We start from the raw sequence: 25,852 nt of genomic DNA, 5'->3' as shown, positions 1-25,852 counted from the left end.
AGGGACGCACATTCATTACTAAGTATCCTGACATGAGTAACGTAGTCCCGTCTGTAGCCCAGCTACAGGAGAAATCCAGGTTCGCTGACGCGGTAAAGTACGCAAAGAGCATCGTACATAATCCTGTTTTAAAAGCAGCATATAAACCACGACCTGGATCCACCGTTTATCATAGCGCTATTAAAGATTTCCTGGGGCATTAACATGAAAAATATATGGGCTCTCACTACAACAGCTTCAGATATTCTTTTAATAATACTTATCCTACGTTGATCCTACATTCGTGAATGTAAGATCAACGTAGGATAAGTACTATTAAAAGACATTTTTTTCACGGACTTCGCAGCGAAATGATCGCGAGGTTATTATTTTTCCTAAAATTGTACATTGAATCTTAACCCGTCCGGTTACCGGACAAATAATTAACCCACAAAAAATACAGTTATGTATTACGCAAACAATTTAACTACCAATGTAAAAATCATCACCAGCTCTTCAATCGCTCAATATCTACTGTCTGCTCCATCCTTCCTTCGACTTCGACTTAGTCTCCTTCCTGTCCTTCGACTTTGCGCATCTTTCATTTCTCACCGCATCAATTCTACATTACCTAACTTAATCCGACAAATCTTATGCAAAAGCCACTATTACTCCTTATTAAGGATACAACCCGTGAAAAAATAGAAAATGAAGAGATACTATATGCTACTGTTGAAAAGCATTATACCAAGATCGTACTTATCAATGACAGAAACTTTATAGTAAGAACCAGCCTCCGGCGATTTGAAAAGAGACTTCCCCCTAACCTTTTCATCCGCATCCACAAGAATTATATAGTCTGCCTGCGCCATATCAGGTATGTCGACACAGTCGTCACTATGAAAAACGGCGAACCGCTCCCTATCAGCAAAGAATTCAAAGAATCCTTCCTTAGCAATTTTGACATCATTTAAAATATTCGCGTGTACACGATTTGGCGTCCTATGCACACGATTTGGCGTCCTGTGTACATTGCCAAAATTCGTTAGCATAATCGGCCTAATATTGTATCAGCAATCGTGAACAACGGGTCTGCGCCTAAGACAGGAGAGGGGCGCCTCTTGTCTAACCTGGTGATCATGATTATGATTAAAACAACATTTTTTAATCACAAAAACTGAATCACAATGGCATACGTAAAAGACAATATATTTATCACCGGTGTATCCGGTACAGTGGGTAAAAAGATGAATTTCCGCGTCAGGAAAGGTAAGACAGTCGTAGCTGTTAAGCGTGGTCCTAACACGATACCGCCGACAGACGAACAACAGGAAGTACGCGAACAATTCGTTATAGCATCTTTATATGCACAAAGCGCTATGAAAGACCCTGTGGTGAAAGCGGAATATCAGAAAGTTGCCAGGGGCGGTCAGACTGCCTACAATGCTGCTTTCAAAGATGCTGCAAAACCACCAGTAATTGATAGCGTGGGTATAAACACTTATAAGGGAGTTATCGGAGATGTGATAAAAATCTCCGCCAGAGATGTCATCACCCCTAAATCCGTAACAGTAACCATCTCCTCACCGACGGGAACTGTATTAGAACAAGGTGATGCCATCATCGATGCAACTAACCAACGCATCTGGACCTACACGGCAACCGTCGCCAACGCGACATTACCCGGTACTCGCATCGTAGCTACCGCAACAGACTTGCCTGGAAACGTCACAGAGAAGGAAGTTGTCATCTCCTAAAACAATCATCGGGCGTCCGCATACAGCGGACGCTCTTTATCTCACAATTAAGCTAACATATCATGAGAAATAAACAATTACTGGCATCCGTACAGGCCAATATCCGATTCGTTATTACTGATTACTACAAAGGCGCCATCAATGACGTCATCTACATGGTCATCAGAAACACTGCCCGGGTAATTGTAAACATCATCTCCGTAGATGGTAATGTACTGGAGTCCGGTCAGGCAAATAATAACAATAACGTATGGAGCTACCGCACCCTGATCCCTAATCCGGACTTTCCAAGTGCAAAATTGCACATCAAGGCCATAGATGATCAGGGACATCAGGAGGAGCTGTCCGTCTCGTTTTTTTAACCGGTGTAAGAGAGAACATCCGGACAACCGCGTCCGGATGTTTTTATATCTTTGTACCTTACAAACCACCGAATACTATGGCCAACCCATATATATCCCTGTTGCGGACAGCCTGGATTTATGCGCGAAAAGAACGGAAAAGGTATGTATTGGTATATGCCATGTTCGTCGTTTCTGCCATTATCAACGCACTATATCCCGTATTACTGGGATGGTTTATCAACAAGATCCAGCAGGATACACAGCAGGTATTACATTATGCATTCCTGTATGCAGGCAGCTACTTTGTACTTAAATTACTGGAATGGGCCTTTCACGGCCCCGCCCGTGTAATGGAGCGTGAGCTCGCTTTTAATCTCAGCCGTAACTTCCTGCAGGAACGATATCACCAGGTATTGCACCTGCCGGTAAAATGGCACCAGGACCATCACAGCGGCGCTACGATCAACCGCATACGTAAAGCTTACGAAGCCCTGAAAACTTTCTTCGATCACGGCTTTATGTATCTGCGGGCAGTCGGTAAACTCATTTTCTCGGTAGCTGCCATCGTATACTTTTCGCCGCTGTTTGGTACCATCGGTGTTGTGCTCGGTATCATTACCATCTGGGTAATCTTTAAGTTTGACAAACCTTTTATCCGGACCCTGGATGAAGTGAACGAAAAGGAACACGTCGTATCCTCCACTCTGTTCGACAGCCTTTCCAATATCATGACCGTCATCACCCTGCGATTGGAAAAGAGTATGGAAACCGGTCTCCTGGGGAAAGTACATCAGATCGTACCACCGTTTAAAAAGAATATCCGGATCAATGAATGGAAATGGTTTGTGGCAGATGTGCTGATTACGGTGATTTATTGTGTGGTAGCCGTTGGTTATATCATACAGTACTGGCAACCCGGACAGGTGTTTTATATCGCCGGACTGGTCACCTTACTGGGATACGTGAACCAGTTCACCAGCGTATTCTACGACTTCGCCTGGCAGTATACCGATATCACCCAATACAACACCTATGTACAAACGGCAGCCAATATTGATGAAGCATTCAAAAAACAACACCGCCCGGATGCACCCACAGATCTGCCGGATAGCTGGCAGATGATCAGTATAAAAGACCTGAACTTCTCCCATCGCGAGGAATACGCCGAACATGCACCGCAAAGCCTGCACGGACTGAACATCCAGATTCCCCGGGGGAAACGTATCGCATTGATAGGAGAAAGCGGTAGTGGTAAAAGTACCTTACTGTCTTTGCTGAGGGGATTATACGATCCTCAGCCCGGTATGGAACTCTCCGTAGATGGAAAGATATATGATATGGATACGCTCAATGAAACCGTCACCCTCTTTCCGCAGGAACCGGAAATATTTGAGAATACTATTGCTTATAATGTCACACTCGGACTCCCCTTCAGCGAGGCAGATATTGAAGAAGTCTGCGAAGGCGCACATTTTACCGATGTGATCAGACAACTGCCCCTCGGACTGGAATCTGATATCCGGGAGAAAGGGGTCAATCTCTCCGGCGGACAAAAACAACGGCTTGCCCTGGCACGTGGTATACTCGCCGCCCGCGAAAGTGAAGTAGTACTGCTCGATGAACCTACCAGCAGTGTAGACCCCAAAACGGAAGTCATGATCTACACCAAACTATTCAAGGCTTTTGCAGATAAGGCAGTCATCTCCTCGATTCACCGCCTGCACCTGCTGACACACTTCGATTATGTATATATACTCCAACAGGGAAAAATTGTCGGGGAAGGCACTTTTGAGCAGCTGAAGGAGCACAGCCCTATCTTCCAGGAACTCTGGAAACACCAGAAAGATACCATGGGCAAACATTATCAATAAGCATTACAAGGTAAAAGGTTAACTTTAAACTGCCTCAAAATAATAAGGCACAAGATGAAAAGAATATATTTTCTGTTGCTTTTGCTATCCCTGCCTACACCTATATTGTACGCCCAGGAACGGAAACCATTTCCTACATCAGAAATCTCTGTCGGCGCCCAATACGCTATCCCCCTGGGGGATTTCAGAGAAGGAAGGGCCACTTTTGTTGATGTGAAAGATCCCGGATACGACTATGGTATCGGTGGAACCGTGAAATACCTGCTCCGCCTCAATAGTATGTATGGTTTTTCGCTGCAGACGGGCGCCGTAAGATACCATCCGAAAGCATCTGCTACAACCACTACCGGCGGATTTACAGCTATCCCCGTTAAAATAGGCGCACAACTCAGGTATCAGTCCTTATTCGCAGAACCACAATTCGGATTTACCTATTTCGCAGATAACAATACCTTCTATCAAAGCGGCTCAACTACCTATGGCCTCACCATCGGCACCTATATCGCTAAACATATTTCGCTTTCGGCAAACTATGAACGTTGGAATAAAGGCGGGTTTGCCGCCAGTCATATCGGTGTAGGAGTGGCATATGCCTTTTCTCTCAGAGGACTACATACCATCGACAGTTTGATGAAAGAGCGGACACCACCACCATACAAAGCCCGTCCTGTATATGATAAAACCAGTGAAGACTGGAAAACACAACGATCTTATAAAGCACTGGGCTGGGTATCAGTCGGTGTAGGGGTGCCATTGACACTCCTTGGTCTCGTAACTGCCATCGCAAGTGCGGAAACAAACAGCATTAAGCCCGCCACCTACCAGTGGTTATTGGGTTCAGGGGCTGTCGTTACTTCAGCAAGTATCCCTTTCTTCATCTTATCCCACAAGTATAAAAAGCGGACCATCATACAGCCGCTCTGATAAATAAAAACACCGGAGAAGCACTTTCTCCGGCGTTTACAATCAGTTTACTCGAACCTTTTTTGTGCTTCCTGTGACACAGGAGTGAAGAGATTCACCAGGTTCCCATCCGGATCCCGGAACAATAAAGAACGATTGCCCCAGGGCATCGTCGTAGGTACCTGTACCACGTCCTTTCCAGCTATATCGGCTACCGCAGGATATTGTTCATCTACATTATCTACCTGAAATTCAATGATAACGGAACGGTTGCTGGCAGGAACAGCGATGGGTGTTTCACCGAAAAAAGCCAGTGTACGCGTACTGCCGATCGCCAATGCCGCACGGGAAGTCTTTAATTCGGCAAAATCGTCGGTAAACCAGGTAAACTTCGCTCCCAGAGCGATCTCATAAAAGTTTACCAGGCGTTTAATATCATCGGTAATGATGCGGACTGATGAAAGCGTCATGTCTGTTGATTTTGTTTAGAATGACACAAAGTAAAAGGGGGCAAGTGACAACCCTATGTCAGCAGCCCATAAAAAAAGCCAGTACCTGGACAGGTACCGGCTTTTTCATATCTATTATTCATTATCAAAATTATTGCTTGATGATCTTCGTCATATTCACCTCTTTCGCACCGTTCCTGATCTTCAGAATATAAACACCTGTCGGTAATGTGGAAATGTCCAGCTGCGTATTCACCGGATTCATTTCACGGCGTAATACCACACGACCATTGACATCATACATCGTTACGGCAGATTTTCCTTTGAAGCCTGTCAGATTAACGTTCACTACGTTATTAGCAGGGTTCGGGAATACCGCTACTTTAGGGAGATCTCCGCTGCTTACATCCGTGCTACGGCTGGCAGTACCTAACTGTACGCGCAATGTATAACAAGATGTAGTACTGTTAGCGCCATTGTAACCATATACCTGTGCATAATAAGTACCTGGCGTCATATTTCTGCTGATCGTTTCACTGCTCGTACCACCCGCCTGTGAAATGGCCAGCTGTGTACCGGCACTGTTCAGCAGTTTCAGGTCATAGTCGCCTGGTAAGGTACCCAGGGTGATAGTGATCGTACCTGCAGTGGTGATCACAAACTTATAATGATCGATGTCACCAGACGGACTGATAAGACCCGTAATATCCGTATTGAATGGAATAGTAGCTGCACCGGCAGTATTACCATTGGTAGCAGTATCCTTGTTATTAGCACAGGTTGGCGGTGTTTGGGTAGTGAACTGTGCACTCGCATAAGCGCCATTACCATCGGAGCAGTTTGTCCTCACTCTCCAGTCGTATGTAGTGGTAGCGGTTAATCCAGTCAGGTTCGCAAATGTTGCTGTCGCTCCAGCCTGGACATTGATCCAGGTAGCACTTGCAGCTGGTTTATAATCAACATCATAACTCAATGCACCGCTTACAGCCGTCCAGCTGATAACAGCAGCAGTCGTAGTTACCGATGTACTGCTTAAACCACCAGGTGCGCTACAGGATGCACTTGGCGTAGTTGTGAGCTGTCCGACAGCATAAGAACTACTATCGCTCGCACAATGTGACCTTACTCTGTAATCATATGTATGTCCTGCCAGCAGACCTGTCAGGTTAACGCCTGTAACAGTAATGCCTGCGGCAGCACTGATCCAGGTAGTATCTGCGACTGCTTTGTAATCAACGTCATACGATACTGCTCCACTTACATCTGCCCAGGTGATCGTAGCAGAAGTAGCGGTAATCGCTGAATCGCTCAGTCCTGTCGGAGAAGTACAGGATGATCCGGATACAATCGTGAAGTTGGTATTGGAAATGTCAAAGAAGATATTTCCTACAGATTCGACTTTTATTCTGGCTGTCGTTGTTGGTGTGTTAGGAATGATAACCGACTGACTACCATCATTCGGTGTACTGCTAACTAAGGTGCTGAATGTATTACCTCCGTCAGTAGAAATGGAGATCTTAACATTCGCACAACTTACGGGAGAAGCGGTTGTATTGGCCACATTCCAGGTGATATTCTGGGAAGAATTACCCGCCCAGGAAACAGCCGTATTAGGAGCCGTTACGGAGAATGGTCCGGAGGTATTGCTGACAGTAACCGTCATATCCGAGAAGTTGGTCTGTCCGATAGTCACCGGCGCGGTAGAACTATAAGGGGCATTATCTCTTACTGTTAAACGGAAACGCAGGGTCCTGGACACAGCACTTAATGCCTCTGTATTCGCGCCTGCATCACCACCGGTTAAAGGACCAGAGACTAAGTTACCGGCGAGGACGGTCGCCAGTTTAGGGAAGTACCTGGTAGGTGAGGTAACTGGCGGCAATGAGATCCAGTTCGGACCAGTAGCTTTGGTCGGACTGGCCACACTGCTGGAGCCTGTTTGTGAAGAAGAGGCATTGTCAAATTGTTCCCAGGCATATGTCAGTACATCAGATGGATTAGCGTCAGTAGCGGAACCAGTCAGGACAAACGGCGTGCTGATAGGAATGGTAAAATTACCACCGGCACTTACTACTGGCGTAGCGTTATTGCCAGATATAACGGTTGTTACAGGACAACTCTTAGTTGCCAGGTTTGCCTGGATCTGTGCAATGGAAGCCGCATGGAAAATATCAATAGAATGCGGCGCCAGATCCTGACTGGTGATACCGGCATACCCCATGATCGTGATACCTGAACCAGGTTCAACGTTCACACCTGTACCTTCATTGCTCATAGAAAAAGTGTGGTTAGCGCCTAACTGGTGACCTACTTCGTGTACCACATAGTCGATATCGAAATTATCGCCCTGTGGAATCGCATCAGCAGGAGAGGTGAATCCACTTCCTTTTGAATTATCAACACAGATACAACCGATACAACCAGCGTTACCGCCACCACCGGATGCACCAAACAGGTGACCGATATCGTAGTTGGCAGCACCGATTACGGAGTTCAGGGTACTCTGTAATTCACCGTTCCAGGCGCCACCGGCTCCTGAACTGGCAGAAGAATACGGATCTGTGGAAGCATTATAATAGAATACACTGGTAGTGGAAGCCACCAGGTTAAGATGGATCGCAAGATCCTTCTCATACACCCCGTTACAACGGGTCAGCGTAGCGTTTACAGCGGCCAGTACTAAGGCTACCTGTGAAGCGCTGGTAGCGCCAAAGTAATTGGAGTACTCAGCGGTTACCGATTGTGCCAGCCGTAATGTCTTGGCATCACCGGTGGACCGGCCTGCAACATCAGGTATGCGGCTGCCTATGTCAGTCGCCAGTTGTTGCTCAGGAGTGGAACATTTCCAAGGTAAGGTATTCGCTCTTTTCTTGAATACAGTATATACTGTATGGTCAGCAGAATACGGCTCAATAAATTCATTTTCTTTCCCGGTACGGAATACAGTCGTCTGTATACCTTCGGGAGATATGCTCAGTTTTAACGTGGCATATTTGTCGGTAATACCCTTTCCCGAAAAGGCTCTGATATCCGGGAACCGGGCTTGTAAAGCAGGTTCGAAATTGGATGCTTCTGTAATTTCGAATTGTTCAATCTGTCCGTCGGCATTGGGTAAAGAAATAATGGTAGCATGTGCGGACTTATTACCGACCGATCTGAAAGCCTGATCTCTGAAAGGGGTGAAATTGAGATCAAACAGTTTAAACTCAGTAGGGAAAGCAAGACGGGCTACAGCTTTATCGGTACTAATTCTGGCGCCGTCGGTGTGTGGCCTCCAGTAGTCCTGTGCAAACGACAGTGTACTGCACAGTAGTGCAGTTGCGAGGAGTAGAAGTTTTCGCATTTTTACTCAGGGTTTTAATTATTAAGAATAGTAGTCTTCATAAATGTAAAAGAACTCGCTGCAGCGGTAAATGTATTGGTCTGTAATATCCACATGCCTATAGATAATTTTCCACAATATGATGTTGTTGATGCTATTCCTGACAGGCGCTCGTTATTATATAACAGGCAAAGAAGTTTAGATTGGTTGTGGGTTGCTACAATAACAATGGCCTTGCAAAAAAGCAAGGCCATTGTTTCATCTTCGGATAATTATATTATATCAGCTTATTGCTTAATTATCTTTTCCCGGAACACCTTGCTGCCGTTCCGGATCACCACAAAGTATATGCCAGCTGTCAGTCTGCTAAGGTCAACTGACTGCTGATAACTGTCTATATTCCCCGCTTTCACTACCTGCACTATTCTACCTTGTAGATTCATGATCTGTATTTCAGTAGGTAGCTGGCTGTCTAAACCCTGCAGCTGAACAGAGAGGTTGTTAACTGTCGGATTAGGAAATACTTTTACAGCGGAAAAGGGATCTGCAGGAGATGCCGTCATCTTACCGGCTGTTGTTGCCGCGAGCAATCCTGCGGAGCCTGCGCCACCGTGATAAACAAATGCTGCACCTTCCGCTTCCTGCCCGTTTGTATACAGCATAGCGCCAATCACTACATCACTGTACCCATCGCCGTTAACATCGCCTGCGCCAGCAACACTGATGCCGAGTAACGCGTCTTTCTGGTTGGATTGTATGGTTGATGCAGGTACAGGATTAAGACCGGTGGCTCTACCATAATAAACGTAGGCCATACCTTCCCCTTTCTGGTTGATATCATTGCTCTGGCCTAATGCTCCCACTACGATATCGCTAAATCCATCGTTATTGATATCTCCGGCAAAGGCGACTGATACACCGTAGGAAATAGAATCTGCGTTTCCTTCCAGGATAGTAGCCGGAATGGTGTCGATGCCCGTGGCATTACCATAATATACCCATACAGCACCTTCCTGGGACTGGCCATTGGAGTAGACGGTTTTGCCGACAATAATGTCAGTATGTCCATCTCCATTAATATCTCCGCCGGCCGCCAGCGCATAGGGAGGATGTATAGATCCTGCGGTAATTGTCAGTGAACTACCTGGTGTGGTAGCGAGACCGCCAGGTCCACCGAAATAGACTAAGACCATATTGCCGGTGCCAATGATGAGATCATTGTAGGAATCACCGTTTACATCGCCCGCGGACTTTACATGATTGCCCAGATGCAAACCTAACTGATTACCTTCAATGACTGTCCACGCAGTATATTCTGCTCCCCAGGGACTTCCGGGAATGATTGTTACAATACCTTCACCGGTTTGCCCATGGGAGCCGTATCCGGAGCCTACAACGATATCATCGATAAAATCTCCGTCAAGATCTTTAGAGATAGTAATCGCATCTGCGAACGTTCCATAGGCAGGGTTCCCATAAATGATTACAGGTGTGGTAGTAATACCGCTCGCCGCCCCGTAGTAGATACAAATACCATCCAGGTTGATCGTGCTGTCATAAGAAGCAGTAGTGACTATATCGTCAAAACCATCATCATTTACATCCCCTCCGCCGGCGATAAGTGTACCGTCCTGTCCGCTAACAATGTTGGAGGTCAGCATAGAAAATCTCGTCGGATTAATACCACGGTTACTGCCATAGTAAACAAATGCAGCGCCATTTCCGCCATTGGGATGATCATATCCCGGAGCGCCTAGAACGATGTCGTCATAGTTATCGCCATTGATGTCACCCGCACTGGATACAGAATATCCGAGAAATGCGAACGACTGATTGCTTTGCAGAAAGGTATTGGCATTCTGTGGGGTACCATTTAGTACAATCGGATCGATGGTAACAGGATAAACTGCCTTTTCAACGTCAACTGCTATCTGGAACTGGTTATTGTGTACAGAAAATTGAGCCGGTAAAATAGTGCCCTTTGCATCCCATACTTTAAGATCATTATAGGAAAGCAATTGCTGACCGTTACTGAATGTCAGACTGGTCTCATTACGCTTTGCAATCTGCCATCCTTCAGCTGCCTGTAGTTGTACATTGATTGTATGAGCCTTTACTGCCGGTTGCTGAATGATAAAGTTCTGCCGGATACCGTCCTCATTATTAACGTATTCAACGGTATAATGATTATCATGGTTAAATTGTACGGTACCATCGTTCAATTTAACAGCGGTCTGTGTGGCAGACCGGTATAGCGGACGACCATCCGCAGCGACTCCTTTTACTGTTAATCCGAATGACCATTGTTGTGAGGCATCCCGGGGAGCAATATGCATTTCCTGAGCGGTATAGGTGGCCCGCAGACTATTTTTCCGGTTCGTACTCTGGTAGATGCCCGCGTAATTTTGCCAGTGGATAAAATATTCGCTACGCGCGAGTTGTGTCTGGATCTGGTCAAGCGTACCTTTTTCAATGATAGGGTCTGTGTTTGCATGTGCGGAGCAGACAGCAAGCAGCATACTGCCAAGCAGGTAGAGTTTTTTCATGGTGAGGTAATTGTGTCGTATGATAGGTTATAAAATATAGGGTTGACTGATAATGATCGTGGTGAGGTAAATAGCTGAATGACTGTCATAACAACCTTACTGATTAACACTGTTATGACAGCTATTCAGGATATTGACTTATTGTTTAATGATCTTTTCGCGGAAGATCTTACTGCCATTCCGGACAACCAGGAAGTAGATACCAGGGGTCAGTTTGCTGATATCAATAGATTGCTGGTAGCCTTCTATACTACCCGCCTGGGTGATTTGTACGGTTGTACCCTGTATATTCACGATCTGGATATAAGTAGGGCTATGGCTATCTAAACCCTGTAATTGAACGGACAGGTTATTGACGGCGGGGTTAGGGTATACTTTTACTGCAGCGGATGCAGGTGTTTCTATTTTGGCGCTTGTTTCCGGAGGTGCTGCCGCCAGTAATCCTGCCAGACCAGCTCCACCGTGATAGACAAATCCGGCTCCTTCGAAAGGCTGCCCGTTAGCATATATAAAGGCGCCAACCAGCACATCGCTATAGCCATCACCATTCACATCCCCTGCACCAGCCACACTAAATCCCAGACATGCATTCGCCTGATTAGATTGTATCGTGGATGCAGGAACGGGATTAATACCATTAGACCGCCCGTAAAATACATATGCAAATCCTTCATTTCTCTGGTTAATGTTGTTGCTTTCAGAGATTGCACCTACAACGACATCACTGAATCCATCAGCATTGACATCCCCTGCAAAAGAAATTTCGACCGCAAATTGAGTAGAGTCTTTATTTCCCTCCAGCACCTGTGCAGGAACGGAATCAAGACCTGTAGAACTGCCATGATACACAAATACGGCGCCTTCAAGCGACTGGCCATTTGAGTAATTCGGATTACCTACAATGAGGTCACTGTATCCATCCCCGTTAATATCTCCGCCGGCTGAAATTGAAAAACGCTCATCCGGTATACTTAATGTCATAGTAGTCGCTGGTGTTATCTCAACACCGGCAGGACCGCCATAATAGGTGAGTACTTTGTTGGCAGCTGCCACTACAATATCATTGTAGCCATCATTATTGATATCGTTAGCGCCCATCACCCTGGTACCCAGCTGGAATCCGGCCTGATTACCTTCAATGATTGTCCAGGCGCTATTTTCGATACCCCATGCATTACCATAGATGATCGTTACGATACCTTCATATATCTGTCCATGTGAGGACGTGGTTGAACCTACAACAAGATCGTCTATTTCATCTCCGTTCAGGTCTTTAGCAATCGCTAAATATCCCGCCAGTGAGCCATAAGACGGATCGCCATACAAAATTTGCGCGGTAGTATCCAGGCCGGTTGAGGTGCCATAATATATGGCCAAACCTCCCTGGTGCTGGCTGTCAGCGGGAACATTAATGGCGATGTCGTCAAAATTGTCACCATTCAGGTCGCCGCCACCGGCCATACCGGCAAAATATTGTCCGCCGTTTACCGAGTGGGCTAACGTTGTTTTAACGTTTGGATTAATGCCACGGTTGCTGCCGTAATAGATGAATACTGCACCATAGCCACCCGATGTAAGGTGATAAGATGGCGCCAGCAGCATGACTTCATCGCGACCGTCGCCATTGATATCTCCGGCTGTAGCTACCCTGAAACCCATCAGTGCATTCTCCTGATTACTTTGCAGAAAGGTATTGGCATTCTGTGGTGTCCCGTTCAGCACAATCGGGTCAATGGTAACAGGATAAACCGCTTTCTTTACATCTACTTCTATCTGCACCTGGTTGTCACGTACGGAGAAATGCGCAGGTAATATCGTACCCCTGGCATCCCATACTTTCAGGTCATTGTAATAAAGCAGGTGCTCCTGGTTGCGGAATGTAAGACTGGTTTCACTACGTTTGAACGTCTGCCATCCTTCAGCTGTCTGGAGTTGCACACTCAGAGTATGCACCTGCACTGCTGGTTGCTGAATGATAAAGTTCTGGCGGATACCTTCATCATTATTGACATACTCAACGGTGTAGTGATTGTCATGATTAAATTGTACCGTACCATCATTCATTTTAACGGAAGTCAGTGCAGCAGGCTGATATAGCGGACGACCATCCGCCGCTACTCCTTTTACTGTTAATCCGAATGACCAGGGTTGTAGTGTGTTACGGGGGGTAATACTCATTTCCCGACTTGTGTATGTAGCCAACAGACTATGTTGACGGTTCGTGCTCTGGTAGACGCCGGTATTGTTTTCCCGGTTGATAAAGTATTCGCTACGCGTGAGTTGGGTCTGAATCTTATCAAGCGTGCTTTGTTCGATAATAGGGCCGGTATTTGCATATGCCGTACAGACAGCAAACAGCAAACCGCCAAGCAGGTAACATTTTTTCATGGTAAAATGGGTGTGGCTTATATAGGTGATAAAATATAGGGTTGAATGATTATTTGGGACTTGAGGTAATGGTTATTTCCGTCTTGTAAATATAATCAAAATAATAGATAATAAGTGCGGAGGTTACTGCGTTTACCGTCTTATTTCTTCGTTAATATTCTTCTTCTTAATCTACTCAATGTAGCAGGCGTCAGTCCCATGTATGAAGCAATCATGTGCTGTGGGACTCTGTTCACTATCTGCGGATATGTACTCACAAAATGCTGATATTGCTCTTCTAAAGGGAGTCTGAAAGTGGATGCAAAACGTTTTTGCAAAGCGAGATAGGCGTTGGTGATAATTAAGCGCATATACGTCTCATATTTACCTAATTGCTGAAGCAACTCTTCATGTGCGCTCTTGCTGATCAGGAGGATCTCTGTATCTTCCAATGCATCAATACTCTGGGTGGCCGGTTCGCCGGTGAGGAAACTGTAAAGGTCTGCAATGGTCCATCCTTCTACAGCAAACTGTGTGATACGCTGATGACCATTCTCCTCCGGCAGGTACATCCGCAGCACCCCCTTTTCTACAAAAGCAATATGCCGGGACACTTCTCCCTCATGCAGCAGGAACTCCTTCTTTTTTATTTTCCGGGGAACGACATGCGCTTTGATGATCGCCGTCTCTTCTGCTGTTAAAGGAACTTTCTCGTTGAATCGCTGGAAGAATAGATCGTAGGTCATGGACACTTAATTAAAAATGAAGAGCGGTGGACTGTTTGATATTGGTAATCACAAAAGAACTCTGGATTTTGCTGACATTGGGAATGACCGCCAGTTTAGTTGTGATAAACTCGTTAAAGGCGTCCAGGTCTTTTACCACCACCCGCAGGATATAATCAAAGATGCCCCCGGTTACATATGCGTCCGCTACCTCTTCCAGGGCAGTGACCTGTCTTGAGAATTCCTGGACATAATCGAGGCGCTGACTGTTTAAAGAGACCGATATAATAACGGAGAAATTCAGTCCTACCTTCCTGGGATCCACAATTGCTACATATTCCTTTATATAGCCCTCATTTTCGAGTTTCTTGATCTTGTCGTAAATCGCACTGCGCGACATGTTTAAACGTGTCGTAAGGTCTCCTATGTCGAATTTTGCATTTTTCTGCAATATCCTCAGCAGCTCAAGTTCCTGTTTATTTAGCTGTTCCATCGGATTTTTTCCGCCAAGGTAAGGAAAACGGGGAGTCTTTCTGTACAGAAATCAGGGAATAGGCATCATATCAGGACATTTTCCGTAATTATACCACATGCTTACTACTTAATTCAATTTACTATAATTTTATCCGCACAAAATGCAGTTACATGTCCAAGGTGTTTATTTTAAATGATATTGAGCGCAGAGAGATCCTGCCAGGTTTCCAGGCAAGATTCGTTCATACCGATAACATGACCCTGAGCTACTGGGATGTTACCAAAGGGGCGGTATTACCCCTGCATAAGCACCTACATGAGCAGGTGACACAGGTAGAGGAAGGTGAGTTTGAACTGACGATTGCAGGAGATACGAGGGTATATACAAAAGGCATGGTGGCAGTGATTCCTTCTATGGCAGAACACGGCGGCGTGGCCCTGACAGATTGCAGAATTTTTGACATATTCAGTCCGGTGAGGGAAGACTACAAAGCCCTCCGATAATCGAAGCTAACTCATACGGATCACTCGTTACCTTGCTGCATGTTCCCATGCGGACAGGAACAGTCATTTCCAAAAATACAGTTGATGAAAAAGTATATACTATTTGTCCTGACCGGCGCCGCCAGTTACGGGATGCTCTCTTCTTTTGCGAAAACAGCCTATCGTGAAGGATATAACGCGGCTGAGATTACTTTCGCACAGGCAGCTATCGGGGCTTTGTTACTCTGGATGCCGGTGCTTGTCAAAAGGATACGGGAAAGACAGGCGCCTTCATTGGCAAACTGGCGACTGCTACTCGCCGGTATGGGGATCGGCATTTCTACTTATACTTATTACCTGGCAGTCCAGTACATTCCAGCCTCTCTTGCCATCATACTACTGATGCAGATGACCTGGATGAGCACATTCATGGAATGGCTGCTTTTTAAACGGAAACCATTGACGATTGAGTTATACGTAACTGCTGTAATCCTGGCGGGAACCGTGCTGGCCGGTAATCTGCTACAGGTGGGAACATTTGAGTTCTCCCTGATTGGCATCGCATATGGTTTGTTGTCGGCATTGACATACGCGATAGCTGTTATTTGTACAAGCAGACTCGGGACAAAAGTGCCGATGTTTGAAAAGAGCGCCATGATGATTACAGGTTCGGCGGCTATTATCTTCATGATCAATTTCAATAGCCTCCGGCTTAGCGAACATTTTGACGGCAGACTGTTGCAATGGGGAACCTTCCTGGCACTCTTCGGTACTGTCATTCCACCGGTATTGTTTACGAAGGGGATGCCTAAAATAGGCGCCGGACTGAGTGCCATATTAGTGACGATGGAACTACCCGTAGCGGTGCTTTGTGCGCATTTTATATTGAAGGAGGAAGTCAACTCCCTGCAGATACTTGGTATACTGCTGATGCTTGGCGCCATCATTTACCTGAACATCTACAAGGAAAAGAAACCGGTACAGGAATTCGCAGAATTATAGATCCGCCTGATTATCAGGAGACTTTGTGTGCCTGTTTGGCGATCCGCTGCCGATGTACAAAATAATAAAAAACAGTCCCTGTAAAATAGGCAAGTACATCTAAGGGATCTGCCGTCGTATTCGCAGAAAAAACGGCAACAGGTATTCAAAAACAAGCCCTGTATACGCCGCCATCCATAAGAGAAAGGAGGGGGATAGCTGAAAAGGAGAGAAGCGGATTAAAACGGGCGTTCCGGAATTATCGCTTACCTTTGTTCATGGATATCAACAATCAGACAAACTACTGGGATAAGGTCGCCGACCAGAAAGTATTTACCCACCCACTTGATCTTCCCTTCTTGCAGCAACACATTGGTAAGGATGCTGCCATACTCGACTATGGCTGTGGATATGGCCGTATCGTAGCTGAATTACTGGCAGCAGACTACACAAATGTTACCGGCTTTGACACCTCAGAAAAACTGGTTCAAAGGGGATTGGATCAGCAACTGCCGCTACAGCATGTGGAGAACGTGGATGTATTGCCCCTGTCGGAAGCTACAATAGATGCGGTATTACTCTTCGCTGTACTTACCTGTATACCTACGAATGCAGGGCAGCAACACCTCATTGACATCTTATACGACAAGCTGCGCCCGGGAGGAATTATTTATATCAGTGATTACTACCTGCAGGCTAATACCGACCGTTATACCTGGTATGAAGGGGATAAAGACAATTACGGTGTTTTCACCTTACCTGAGGGCGCCACACTCCGGCACCATCCCAGGGAATGGATACAGACACTGTTAAAGCGCTTTACCATCCTGGATGAACAGATTATCAGCGTAAAGACGATGAACGGGAATCCGGCAGAGATCTTCCAGCTTATTGCCCGGAAATAGTCAGCTCCTTTTCAAAGCAGACACTATCCGGCAGGTCTGTATATGGCGGGTAACTAGGAATACGCTTATAACCGAGCCGCTGGTAGAGACCTAATGCCTCTTGCTGTTGACTACCGGTTTCAAGGACGGTCTTCCTGAAACCCAGTTCGACAGCCCAGTGTTCCAGTTCCTGCATCAGTAATTTACTGATGCCTTTTCCTCTTGCCTGTTCCCGCACAAAGACCCTTTTTACTTCTACGGCTTCTTCATCGTAAGACTTGAAACAACCGCAGCAAACGGGTATGTCATTCAGATAGATGATTACGGCAGTATCCAGTAATTCCAGTTTATTATGCTGGTCATAAATATCCATAATGTCTCCGTTGCGTTGGCGCAGGTCAGCATCCAGTTCGTGTATGAGTAACTGGAAGTCGGCATGTGAACTGGCAGTTCTTTGCAGGGTGATCTTATCCATGATGCCGCTAAGGTAATAACAAAAAGGGCCGGATGACACATCCAGCCCCATGAATTTGCAGCAATAACAATCTCAACTTCCTACTACAAAATGATATTGTCCGGAACCGACTTCCAGTGTCGTCACACCTTTATCTGTACCGGCCACTTTAATATCTTTCTGACTGGCAACAGGCTGTCCGCCTTCCAGTACTTTATTCCCTTCTTTCACCGGTATATATACCGTCGCTTTTGTGTTTGCCGGAATCTCCACATCCAGTGATAATTGTCCGTTTTCGAGCTTCCAGGAAGAACTGATCATTCCGTAATAAGTCAGCAGATTAGCGGAAACCTGGGTCAGCGTACCTCCGGGATGTGGCGCAATGGTGATATGCTTGTAACCAGGCATCTCTTCTTTCGTATCTATACCTGCGATCACTCTGTACATCCAGTCACCGATAGCGCCGTATGCATAGTGATTGAAGGAATTCATACCCGGTGTTTCAAAGGTATGATCGGGCTTTTCTCCATTCCATCTTTCCCAGATCGTAGTAGCACCCATTTTTACGGGGTACAACCAGGAAGGATAGCTTTCCTGCAATAACAGGGAATAAGCCAGATCCGTATAACCAAAACGGCTCAGCACATGACACAGGTAGGGTGTACCAAGGAAACCGGTAGTTAAGTGTGTATTATAACTTTTGATATTTTCTGCCAGACGGCCGGCTGCCTGTGCACGCAGGTTTTCCGGCAACATATCGAAGTTCAGGGCCAGTACGTAGGCGGTTTGCGAACTGGATACCAGTCGACCGTTAGGCGTCAGATATTCTTTACCAAAAGCTGTTTTGATCCGCTGTAAAAGCGCCGTATAGGTATCTACGTCAGCCTGTTTACCTAGTACTTTGGCCGCATTGATCAACAATTGTGTGGAATGTGCATAGAAACACTGCGCGATCAGGTATTTATCGGTAATAGCGGCCCTGCCGTCATTATCATCATCGGGACGGTAGAAGAGCCAGTCGCCGAAATGGAAACCGGTATTCCATAAGTCCTTCGGACTGTTCTTATGGATGTACTCCACCCATGATTTCATACTGGGGTACTGTTGTTCCAGGAGGCGTTTATCATCGTAAGCCAGGTACATATTCCAGGGTACGATGGTAGCTACATCCGCCCAGCCGGCAGAACCCATAGCATCATTTCCGAGGACGTTTGGTACAACAAAAGGTACGCTGCCATCTGCCCGCTGATCTGCTGCGACGTCTTTCAGCCATTTGGCAAAGAAGTTATTGACCTGACGGTTAAAGGCAGCCGTTCTGGAGAATGCCTGCGCATCGCCGGTCCAGCCCAGTCGTTCATCACGTTGCGGACAATCTGTCGGTACATCCAGGAAGTTGCCCTGTTGTCCCCATTGGATATTATGCTGTAACTGGTTGATCAATGCATTAGAACAGCTGAAAGAACCTGTTGCAGGCATGTCAGAATAAAGCACGATAGCGGTAAAGTCCTCCGGCTTGATAACGCCTTTATAACCTGTTATTTTCACAAAACGAAAACCCTGGAAAGTGAAATGCGGCTCAAACTGTTCTATGCCATTCCCTTTAAAAATGTAAGTATTTTTCTGTTTGGCCAGACGCAGGTTCTCTGTATAGAAATTACCCGCTTTGTCCAGTACTTCCGCATGTTGCAGTACGATACTGTCTCCTGCACGTCCATTGACGCGTACCTGTACCCATCCCACGAGGTTCTGACCAAAATCGATCACCTTTTCACCTGCCGGCGTAGTGAGTATTTTAAGTGGTTTAATTTGTTCGTGTTTCCTGATAGGCTCGTTGATCGTGGATATCAGGGTACTTTTAGTCGTATCAGGACTTAACTGTACCCCTGCCCAGTTTTTGTCATTATAATCAGGATTGCACCAGCCCTGCTTTTCTTTGCGGGCATCGATCGTCTCTCCATGATAGATCTCGGAATAAAGGATGCTGCCGGTAGATGACTTCCAGCTGTTATCGGAAGTGATTACTTCCTCCGTACCATCCGTATATTGGATATTCAGTTGAAAAAGTAAGCCGATGCGTGAGCCGAAGTGGTTCCTGCTATCTCCCCAGGCGAGATAACCGCTGTACCAGCCAACCCCCAGCGTAACACCGATGGCATTATCGCCCTGGCGTAACAGATCGGTCACATCATATTGCTGATACTGTAATCTTTTGCGGTAAGTGGTCCAGCCAGGTGTCAGAAAAGCATCCCCGACACGTTTGCCGTTGATACAGGCTTCATAAAGACCACGGGCCGTGACATAGGCAGTGGCGGACTGTATCTTTTTCCCCGCATTGAAGGTTTTGCGGAACAGGGGACTGGGCCTTGTCAGACTGTCCAGTTTAACACCGGGCTCTATCCAGCTTGCTTTCCAGTCGGACGACTGTAAAAGGGCCATCTGCCACTGTGCTACCGGGCTCCAGTCAGAAGCACGACCACTTTCATCCCAGACCCTTACCTGCCAGTAGTACTTCTTACCGGAGGAGAGCGCATCGCCCTGGTAAGGGACGTGTATGGACTGATCAGAGGTGATTTTACCACTTTGCCAGACCAGTTCTTTGCCCTGGTTTAATTGTTTGGGGGAAGTGCCTGCCCTGAGTTCGTAAGCAGACTGCCGGATATTTCGCCTGCTGCCGGATAATTGCCAGCTGAAAAGAGGATGGGTTACATCGACTCCCTCCGGATTATGGCGATTCTCACAGAGTAGTGAATCTACCTTTGTCTGTGCGGCAGTATCCGCAACGGACAATCCGAGCAGGAAGCATAAAAGACCTGTTTTGTACATGACGCGGAAATTGTGGTTAGTATTTAAGAGGTTGAATATAGAGAATGTTCATCTTAAACTGTCCTGTACTGTCCTATTGTTGCCTGACGGGAAGAGAATAAGATTCCCGTATTTACTACACATAAACCAGGTATTAATACGCTTGTCAGAAAATGGCTATTAAAAGACCTTTGTATCGGCGGGACAAGAGAACTCCAATAACGTTATCAGCACACAAGTTTTCATCACAACATCAGCATTACCCCAAAAACGCCAGCCCCCCAAAAGTAAGATTTCCATTGTCATGTGATACGCCGTGCGCCTCGCACTGTTCTATCACGTATTCCGTTTCCGTTTTTAACCTCAAAAATCAAACAACATGGAGAAAGCAATTCTGACAGACAACCTGCCTGAAGAACAGGTTAAACTGTATCTGGAAAACCGTAAATTATTATTGTTATCCAAATTCCTACCCCAGCAGACGGCCAGCATTACTTACTGGGAACAGCTGCTTTGCGTAGGCTTTAACCCCGATGTATCCCGTCTGGAAGCGGTAGTCAGCGTTAAGCAGGCTTTCGGCTACAGTGGAGGATTATGTAGTGCCGGCTCTCACGAGTTTGTACGCTTCTTTGTAGATTATCATGATGGTGCCGGTTTCCAGGATGCGGGCGTTACCAGCTTTAAAGTAGCGGATATCCCGGATCCTGCACCACAAACAAAACATCCGCTGCATTACATGGTGTACCTGTTCCTGAACGATGAGGCGCACCGCCGTTTCACCAATTGTGAAACGGCCATTATACCTACTGTAAGGGCTGTCCTGTCCTGGAATACGGTTCCTTCTCCAAACCCGAATGACATTCCTCATTTCGGCAATGTCGTAAACGCGGACATTCAGCTGAAAAGAAAACGGATCATCATCTGGGCGGATCTTATCAAGGAATTGGGCATCCAGGAAAAACTGGATATCCTGCCACATATCGACGAACAGTTTAAGGTGCCTGTGATCGATAAACCGCTTCCGCCGATTGAACAGTACTACAGGGCGTACAAGTCCGCCGGCGTGGAAGATCACCGTACCTTCTTCAGCAGTATTATGCCGAATATACCGGAAGTAGCCAAATTCCAGGCCCCGGAAGCCGCCTATGACCTGGAGGCCGCCAGTAAACTGGGGATCAAGATAGCAGATCTGACAAAGCTTATCCTGAGTCCCATATTTGATAACAACAAAGCCAATGTTAATTATGAAGAAATGACCTGTGTGGGTCTGAATACCAATACCGATACACTGGGTGCGGTCATTAAAGTGAAGAAATCCAGTGGTTTCAGTGGTAATATGTGTACCGCAGGTTCTAAAGAGCATGTTGCTTTCTGGGCGGATTGGAACAACGATGGCACTTTCGATGAATACCTGGGTACAGCCAGCGTAGTCGTACATGATATCAGTAACATTCCGAAAGATGGTCTGTATTACAATGTAGCCCTGCCGGTCGATCTGACTAAACGTCTGAGAAGCTGCGAAACACCGAATATCATCAGGATACGTGCGGTGATGTCATGGCAGACCTTACCTTCTACGACTGATCCGAATGCCTTGAATTACTATGGTAACCGTATCGATGTACGGGTACAGGTAAGACCAGGCCAGCTGGATGGTGGCAAACTGGGTATTAATCTTTTCGATGTGAATGGTGTTGCTATCAGCAACATTGACCAGGTAGCAATTACCACCAGGGGGCTTGCTTATTCAGGCGCGAGTTTCCCGAATGCAGCTTATCCTTTTGGCGGATTAATCAAACTGAGTGGTATGCTGACCAACAGTGGCGCGTCCGGTACCACTTTCTATAAAGTACAGTTCCTCGATACCAGCAGCGGAACCTGGCAGGATGTGATGGATAAACAGAAATTCCAGATCATCGAAGGCAGTGTACAAACGCTGCATGACCAGGATCCTTCTGCAACAGGAGGCTGGCTGACCTACCTTCCTGCCGTGCCTGCGAAGGCAGAAAAGCTTTCCCTGCTGGCATTCTGGGACAGCGGTAGCCGCAACGGGTTGCATAAACTGAGAGTATTGTTTACCAAAGATCCACTGTTTAATCCGGTGAATATCAGTTACTCCTCCGAAGTATTTATCTATCTGGATACTACCGGTTATACTGTCAACGGCGCGCCTTCTTCTACGCTCGATCCTGGCAGTACACTGGATGTGATCATTGCGGGAGGCGATTGTAAGTTCTACAAGAAAGGCGATATCATCAGTGGTCAGCTAAAGGTGCTGGACAAATACTTCAGCGGATGGAGTTTCAGTCTGCAGCCTGCGGCGCACATCGTACCATTGGGTACGCCACTGAGTACCTTTATTGCGCCGGCTTCCAGAACGGTGGTTAGTCTGGCGGATAATGGCGACAATGGCACTTCCTTTACCATTAACACGCAGTATTTGCAGTCCTGCGGATATACCATCCGCCTGAGTGCAACAGACAGGTCCTTGCTGGGTTATAAGATCGTCTTCCTGGACGGCTCTTATATCTACAACCTGACCAGTCATTATGCGGAAAAATACCTGGGTTTTGCAATACTACCATAAACAATTAGGAATTAAGAATTAGGAATTAGGAATTAGGAATTAAGAATTAGGAATTAAGAATTAGGAATTATATGGAAAAGCGTTCCTCCAACGAAGAACGCTTTTCTATTTAAGACAATTTGTAACGCTTTCTTCAAATCAGTCAATTCAAACCAATACAACCTAGTACCTTAAATTCTTAATTCTTAATTCTTAATTCTTAATTCTCTTCCCATTACCTCCCAATTCCACCTACTTCCACCTTCTCACTTAAATTCCTAATTCCTAATTCCTAATTTTTATCTCACTTTTGCGCAGTGAACGACTCAACAGCAACGGCAGTGACTCAAACATCTACAGCAATTCGGGCCGAAAGGGGCAGTGTCCGCTTCCGGCGTATTAAAAACAGTATTTTTCTCTCAGGGCTTTCTGTATTTGCCCAGTTATATCTTTTTCAACCCGTATTACCGCTATTATGTAAGGAATTTGGCGTGACACCGGCACAGAGCAGCTGGGCGGTATCAGCGTCGACAATGGGCATGGCAGTAGGTTTGTTTATCTTCTCTTTCAAGGCAGATACAGTACCCCGTAAGCACCTGATGGGCTTTGCAATGCTGGGATCTGCGGTATTAACCTTAGTATCTGTCTTCATTTATAATTTTCATTTGCTGATAGCAGTGAACTTTCTGAAAGGGGCTATACTGTCGGGCGTGACGGCAGTTGCCCTGGCTTATTTGTCAGAGGAAGTAGCCAGTGCATCCCTGGGACTGGCGATCAGTTTATACCTGAGTGGCAATGCGATCGGTGGAATGGCAGGAAGGATTGTGGTAATGTTGATAGCCGGTTGGGCGGATTGGCGTTGGGCGGCAGGATGTATTGGTACCTCAAGTCTGATACTGGGTTTGTTCTTTATCAAAAGACTGCCGGCTTCCAAACACTTCGTGGCCTTACCGGTGAATGTAGGGCAGAAATGGCAGCAAATGGGCTCCTTTTTCCGGCAACGGGTGATGGTACTGGTCTATTTTGCCGCCTCATTGCTGATGGGCGCTTTCGTAAGTATTTATAACTATACGGGTTTCCGCCTGGAAAGTCCGCCGTTTTCCCTGCCCCATTACGTGATTGCCGGCATCTTCCTCATGTATACTGTAGGCGTATTAGGTACGATGGTCGCCGGACGACTATCCGACAGGATACCGCCTGCAAGACTGATCAGGGTATTTATTCCTGTCATGGGAGCAGGGCTGCTGCCGATGCTGATACCGGAACTGATCTCCACCGCCGGCGGACTGGGGGTGTTCACTTTTAGTTTCTTTGCTACGCATACGCTGGCCAGCAGACTGATATCGCAGGAGGCAAAAGAAGGGAAGAGTACGGCAACCTCTTTGTACTGGTTGTTTTATTATGCAGGTTCTTCATTTATAGGTACCGCCACGGGCGTGGTACTGACCAGTTGGGGATGGGATTTGTTTATTGTTGCGCTACTCGTATTGGTACTGGGGGGAGGCGGACTGGTGTTTAGTGCAGGCAGGAAACCGGCAACCTAGCAGACCTTTATTTTAACAGAACAATACTGATTTTAGCTGTTTTTTTCGATATTTGCGCTGCCTATACGGGTACTATCCATGTCCTGATTGATGTTATTGTAGTTAATAAAGGCAAAATCCAATACCGAATTAAAAGATATGCAGCAAGCGAAAGTTTATTTTAAGGGTCTCAACGGGTTGCGCTTTTTTGCAGCCTTTCTGGTACTCATGCAACATGCGGAGTCCATCAGACAAAAGTATTCTTTATTCAACCTTGCAGACTACACACTTTTTAATTCCGGCTCTATCGCGGTAGAGTTTTTCTTTGTATTAAGCGGTTTCCTGATCACATACCTGCTGTTAGAAGAGGAAGCAAATACAGGTACAGTTAATATCAGGCATTTTTATATGCGGCGCGTGCTCAGAATATGGCCCTTATACTACATACTCCTGATCATCGGTATCTTACTGATACCTGTCGCCATTAAAGCGCTGCATATAGAATATACCTCCCATTTTCCGGTTGCTACGGCCAGTTTGCTTTTTGTCTTTTTCCTGCCCAATCTTGTCGAAAGTATCTGGGGAGCGGGCTTTCTTGCGCCTTTGTGGTCAATAGGCGTAGAAGAGCAATTTTATTTCTTCTGGGCGCCACTGGTGAAATATTTCAGGAAGAACGTCATTGTCATCTTTGTGACGATTATTGTATTACGCGGACTCTTTTATGCCTATTATGCGACGCATCCTTCCACCTCGCTGCTGCGGTTTATCTATACCATGAAGTTTGAAGCAATGAGTCTTGGCGGATTGGGAGCCTGGTTACTTTATAATTTCCGGGAGCGCATGATGCAAACAAAAATATTCAGCCTGGGATGTCAGGTGTTGTTTTTAGCACTGATCGTTGTACGACTTAGCTGTCATAAGTATTTAACAGCAGATACTACCTGGATAGGAACGATTTATACTGCTGTATTCGGGCATTTTTATTCGTTTCTTTTCACCTGCTCGCTTTTCCTGTGGCTGATCCTTAACACGTCTTCAAATCCTAAGACCATTTTCCATACAGATAATAAAGTGCTTAATTTCCTCGGGAATCTTTCCTATGGTATCTATATGTATCACGGTATTGTGTTATTTGTTACCATCATATTCCTGAAGAATACCTTGCGCGTCTTATCTCCATTAAGTGCTACCATTACACTCTATACGGCTGCTACCGGTATTACGATACTGACGGCTTATATATCTTATCGTTTTATCGAATCCAGGTTTTTATTGCTTAAAAAGACATTTGAAACAAAGGCGGCATCAAACGCAACAAAAAATAAAGCACCAGAGGCAGCGCAAGTTGCATAAAGTCTGTCCTTTTAGCTAATTAGGCTGCTTTTCGTCATATTATTAGCCCATAATGCCAATTTTACCACT

Annotated in this window: 20 protein-coding genes; 12 read left to right on the top strand and 8 right to left on the bottom strand. The window is 46.1% G+C overall.

Features of this window, described 5'->3' with window-relative positions; all coding sequences use genetic code 11:
- The first annotated feature begins 32 nt into the window (after nucleotides 1-32).
- The 6 genes from CPIN_RS39385 (at nucleotide 33) to CPIN_RS20855 (ending at nucleotide 4,875) form a co-directional block, all read left to right on the top strand.
- Complete coding sequence (locus CPIN_RS39385; RefSeq protein ID WP_245552021.1) at nucleotides 33-203, top strand: hypothetical protein; 171 nt, start codon at nucleotides 33-35, stop codon at nucleotides 201-203.
- Between the two features lie 429 nt (nucleotides 204-632).
- A complete protein-coding gene (locus CPIN_RS37675; protein WP_012791831.1) occupies nucleotides 633-953 on the top strand; it encodes a LytR/AlgR family response regulator transcription factor in 321 nt (106 codons plus the stop codon).
- Nucleotides 954-1,166: 213 nt separating this feature from the next.
- Nucleotides 1,167-1,736, top strand: coding sequence for a hypothetical protein (locus CPIN_RS20870; RefSeq protein WP_012791830.1), 570 nt, complete (start codon nucleotides 1,167-1,169; stop codon nucleotides 1,734-1,736).
- Between the two features lie 62 nt (nucleotides 1,737-1,798).
- Nucleotides 1,799-2,098 carry a hypothetical protein gene (locus CPIN_RS20865; protein WP_012791829.1) on the top strand — a complete coding sequence of 100 codons (300 nt, stop codon included), beginning with the start codon at nucleotides 1,799-1,801 and terminating at the stop codon, nucleotides 2,096-2,098.
- Nucleotides 2,099-2,175: 77 nt separating this feature from the next.
- On the top strand, nucleotides 2,176-3,951 hold the full coding sequence (locus CPIN_RS20860) for an ABC transporter ATP-binding protein (protein ID WP_012791828.1): 1,776 nt from the start codon (nucleotides 2,176-2,178) through the stop codon (nucleotides 3,949-3,951).
- A 54-nt stretch (nucleotides 3,952-4,005) separates the two neighbouring features.
- Nucleotides 4,006-4,875: a putative outer membrane beta-barrel protein gene (locus tag CPIN_RS20855; protein ID WP_012791827.1), complete on the top strand. Its 870-nt coding sequence runs from the start codon at nucleotides 4,006-4,008 to the stop codon at nucleotides 4,873-4,875.
- Between the two features lie 47 nt (nucleotides 4,876-4,922).
- On the opposite strand, the gene CPIN_RS20850 is transcribed toward CPIN_RS20855, so the two are convergent.
- The 6 genes from CPIN_RS20850 to CPIN_RS20825 form a co-directional block, all read right to left on the bottom strand.
- Nucleotides 4,923-5,324 (bottom strand): VOC family protein, encoded by a 402-nt coding sequence (locus tag CPIN_RS20850; protein WP_012791826.1) that lies wholly within the window; start codon nucleotides 5,322-5,324, stop codon nucleotides 4,923-4,925.
- 130 nt (nucleotides 5,325-5,454) lie between these two features.
- The gene (locus CPIN_RS20845) at nucleotides 5,455-8,646 is read right to left on the bottom strand and encodes a reprolysin-like metallopeptidase (protein WP_012791825.1); all 3,192 of its coding nucleotides are present in this window, start codon (nucleotides 8,644-8,646) and stop codon (nucleotides 5,455-5,457) included.
- A 266-nt stretch (nucleotides 8,647-8,912) separates the two neighbouring features.
- Nucleotides 8,913-11,171 carry an FG-GAP-like repeat-containing protein gene (locus tag CPIN_RS20840; RefSeq protein ID WP_012791824.1) on the bottom strand — a complete coding sequence of 753 codons (2,259 nt, stop codon included), beginning with the start codon at nucleotides 11,169-11,171 and terminating at the stop codon, nucleotides 8,913-8,915.
- Nucleotides 11,172-11,309: 138 nt separating this feature from the next.
- Entirely contained in the window at nucleotides 11,310-13,559 is a 2,250-nt protein-coding gene (locus CPIN_RS20835; RefSeq protein WP_012791823.1) for an FG-GAP-like repeat-containing protein, read from the bottom strand.
- Nucleotides 13,560-13,699: 140 nt separating this feature from the next.
- Nucleotides 13,700-14,284: a Crp/Fnr family transcriptional regulator gene (locus CPIN_RS20830; RefSeq protein WP_012791822.1), complete on the bottom strand. Its 585-nt coding sequence runs from the start codon at nucleotides 14,282-14,284 to the stop codon at nucleotides 13,700-13,702.
- 10 nt (nucleotides 14,285-14,294) lie between these two features.
- The gene (locus CPIN_RS20825) at nucleotides 14,295-14,756 is read right to left on the bottom strand and encodes an Lrp/AsnC family transcriptional regulator (RefSeq protein WP_012791821.1); all 462 of its coding nucleotides are present in this window, start codon (nucleotides 14,754-14,756) and stop codon (nucleotides 14,295-14,297) included.
- Nucleotides 14,757-14,908: 152 nt separating this feature from the next.
- On the opposite strand from CPIN_RS20825, the gene CPIN_RS20820 reads away from it, so the two are divergent.
- The 3 genes from CPIN_RS20820 (at nucleotide 14,909) to CPIN_RS20810 (ending at nucleotide 17,106) form a co-directional block, all read left to right on the top strand.
- The gene (locus tag CPIN_RS20820) at nucleotides 14,909-15,241 is read left to right on the top strand and encodes a cupin domain-containing protein (protein WP_012791820.1); all 333 of its coding nucleotides are present in this window, start codon (nucleotides 14,909-14,911) and stop codon (nucleotides 15,239-15,241) included.
- An 84-nt stretch (nucleotides 15,242-15,325) separates the two neighbouring features.
- Complete coding sequence (locus CPIN_RS20815) at nucleotides 15,326-16,222, top strand: EamA family transporter (RefSeq protein WP_012791819.1); 897 nt, start codon at nucleotides 15,326-15,328, stop codon at nucleotides 16,220-16,222.
- A gap of 257 nt (nucleotides 16,223-16,479) precedes the next feature.
- Complete coding sequence (locus CPIN_RS20810) at nucleotides 16,480-17,106, top strand: class I SAM-dependent methyltransferase (protein ID WP_012791818.1); 627 nt, start codon at nucleotides 16,480-16,482, stop codon at nucleotides 17,104-17,106.
- Here CPIN_RS20810 and CPIN_RS20805 read toward each other — a convergent pair.
- Both CPIN_RS20805 and CPIN_RS20800 read right to left on the bottom strand, forming a co-directional pair.
- A complete protein-coding gene (locus CPIN_RS20805; protein WP_044222087.1) occupies nucleotides 17,090-17,560 on the bottom strand; it encodes a GNAT family N-acetyltransferase in 471 nt (156 codons plus the stop codon). The genes CPIN_RS20810 and CPIN_RS20805 overlap by 17 nt on opposite strands.
- Nucleotides 17,561-17,632: 72 nt before the next feature.
- Nucleotides 17,633-20,362: a family 78 glycoside hydrolase catalytic domain gene (locus CPIN_RS20800; protein ID WP_012791816.1), complete on the bottom strand. Its 2,730-nt coding sequence runs from the start codon at nucleotides 20,360-20,362 to the stop codon at nucleotides 17,633-17,635.
- Nucleotides 20,363-20,720: 358 nt separating this feature from the next.
- On the opposite strand from CPIN_RS20800, the gene CPIN_RS20795 reads away from it, so the two are divergent.
- The 3 genes from CPIN_RS20795 to CPIN_RS20785 all read left to right on the top strand — a co-directional run bounded on the left by CPIN_RS20795 (nucleotide 20,721) and on the right by CPIN_RS20785 (nucleotide 25,783).
- The gene (locus tag CPIN_RS20795) at nucleotides 20,721-22,928 is read left to right on the top strand and encodes a hypothetical protein (protein ID WP_012791815.1); all 2,208 of its coding nucleotides are present in this window, start codon (nucleotides 20,721-20,723) and stop codon (nucleotides 22,926-22,928) included.
- A gap of 320 nt (nucleotides 22,929-23,248) precedes the next feature.
- On the top strand, nucleotides 23,249-24,451 hold the full coding sequence (locus tag CPIN_RS20790; RefSeq protein ID WP_044222084.1) for an MFS transporter: 1,203 nt from the start codon (nucleotides 23,249-23,251) through the stop codon (nucleotides 24,449-24,451).
- A gap of 138 nt (nucleotides 24,452-24,589) precedes the next feature.
- Nucleotides 24,590-25,783 (top strand): acyltransferase family protein, encoded by a 1,194-nt coding sequence (locus CPIN_RS20785; protein ID WP_012791813.1) that lies wholly within the window; start codon nucleotides 24,590-24,592, stop codon nucleotides 25,781-25,783.
- The last annotated feature ends 69 nt before the right edge of the window (nucleotides 25,784-25,852 follow it).

The sequence above is a fragment of the Chitinophaga pinensis DSM 2588 genome (assembly GCF_000024005.1).
In the GTDB taxonomy this organism is placed as follows: Bacteria; Bacteroidota; Bacteroidia; order Chitinophagales; family Chitinophagaceae; genus Chitinophaga; species Chitinophaga pinensis.
This window is presented reverse-complemented; position numbering and strand designations above follow the sequence as displayed.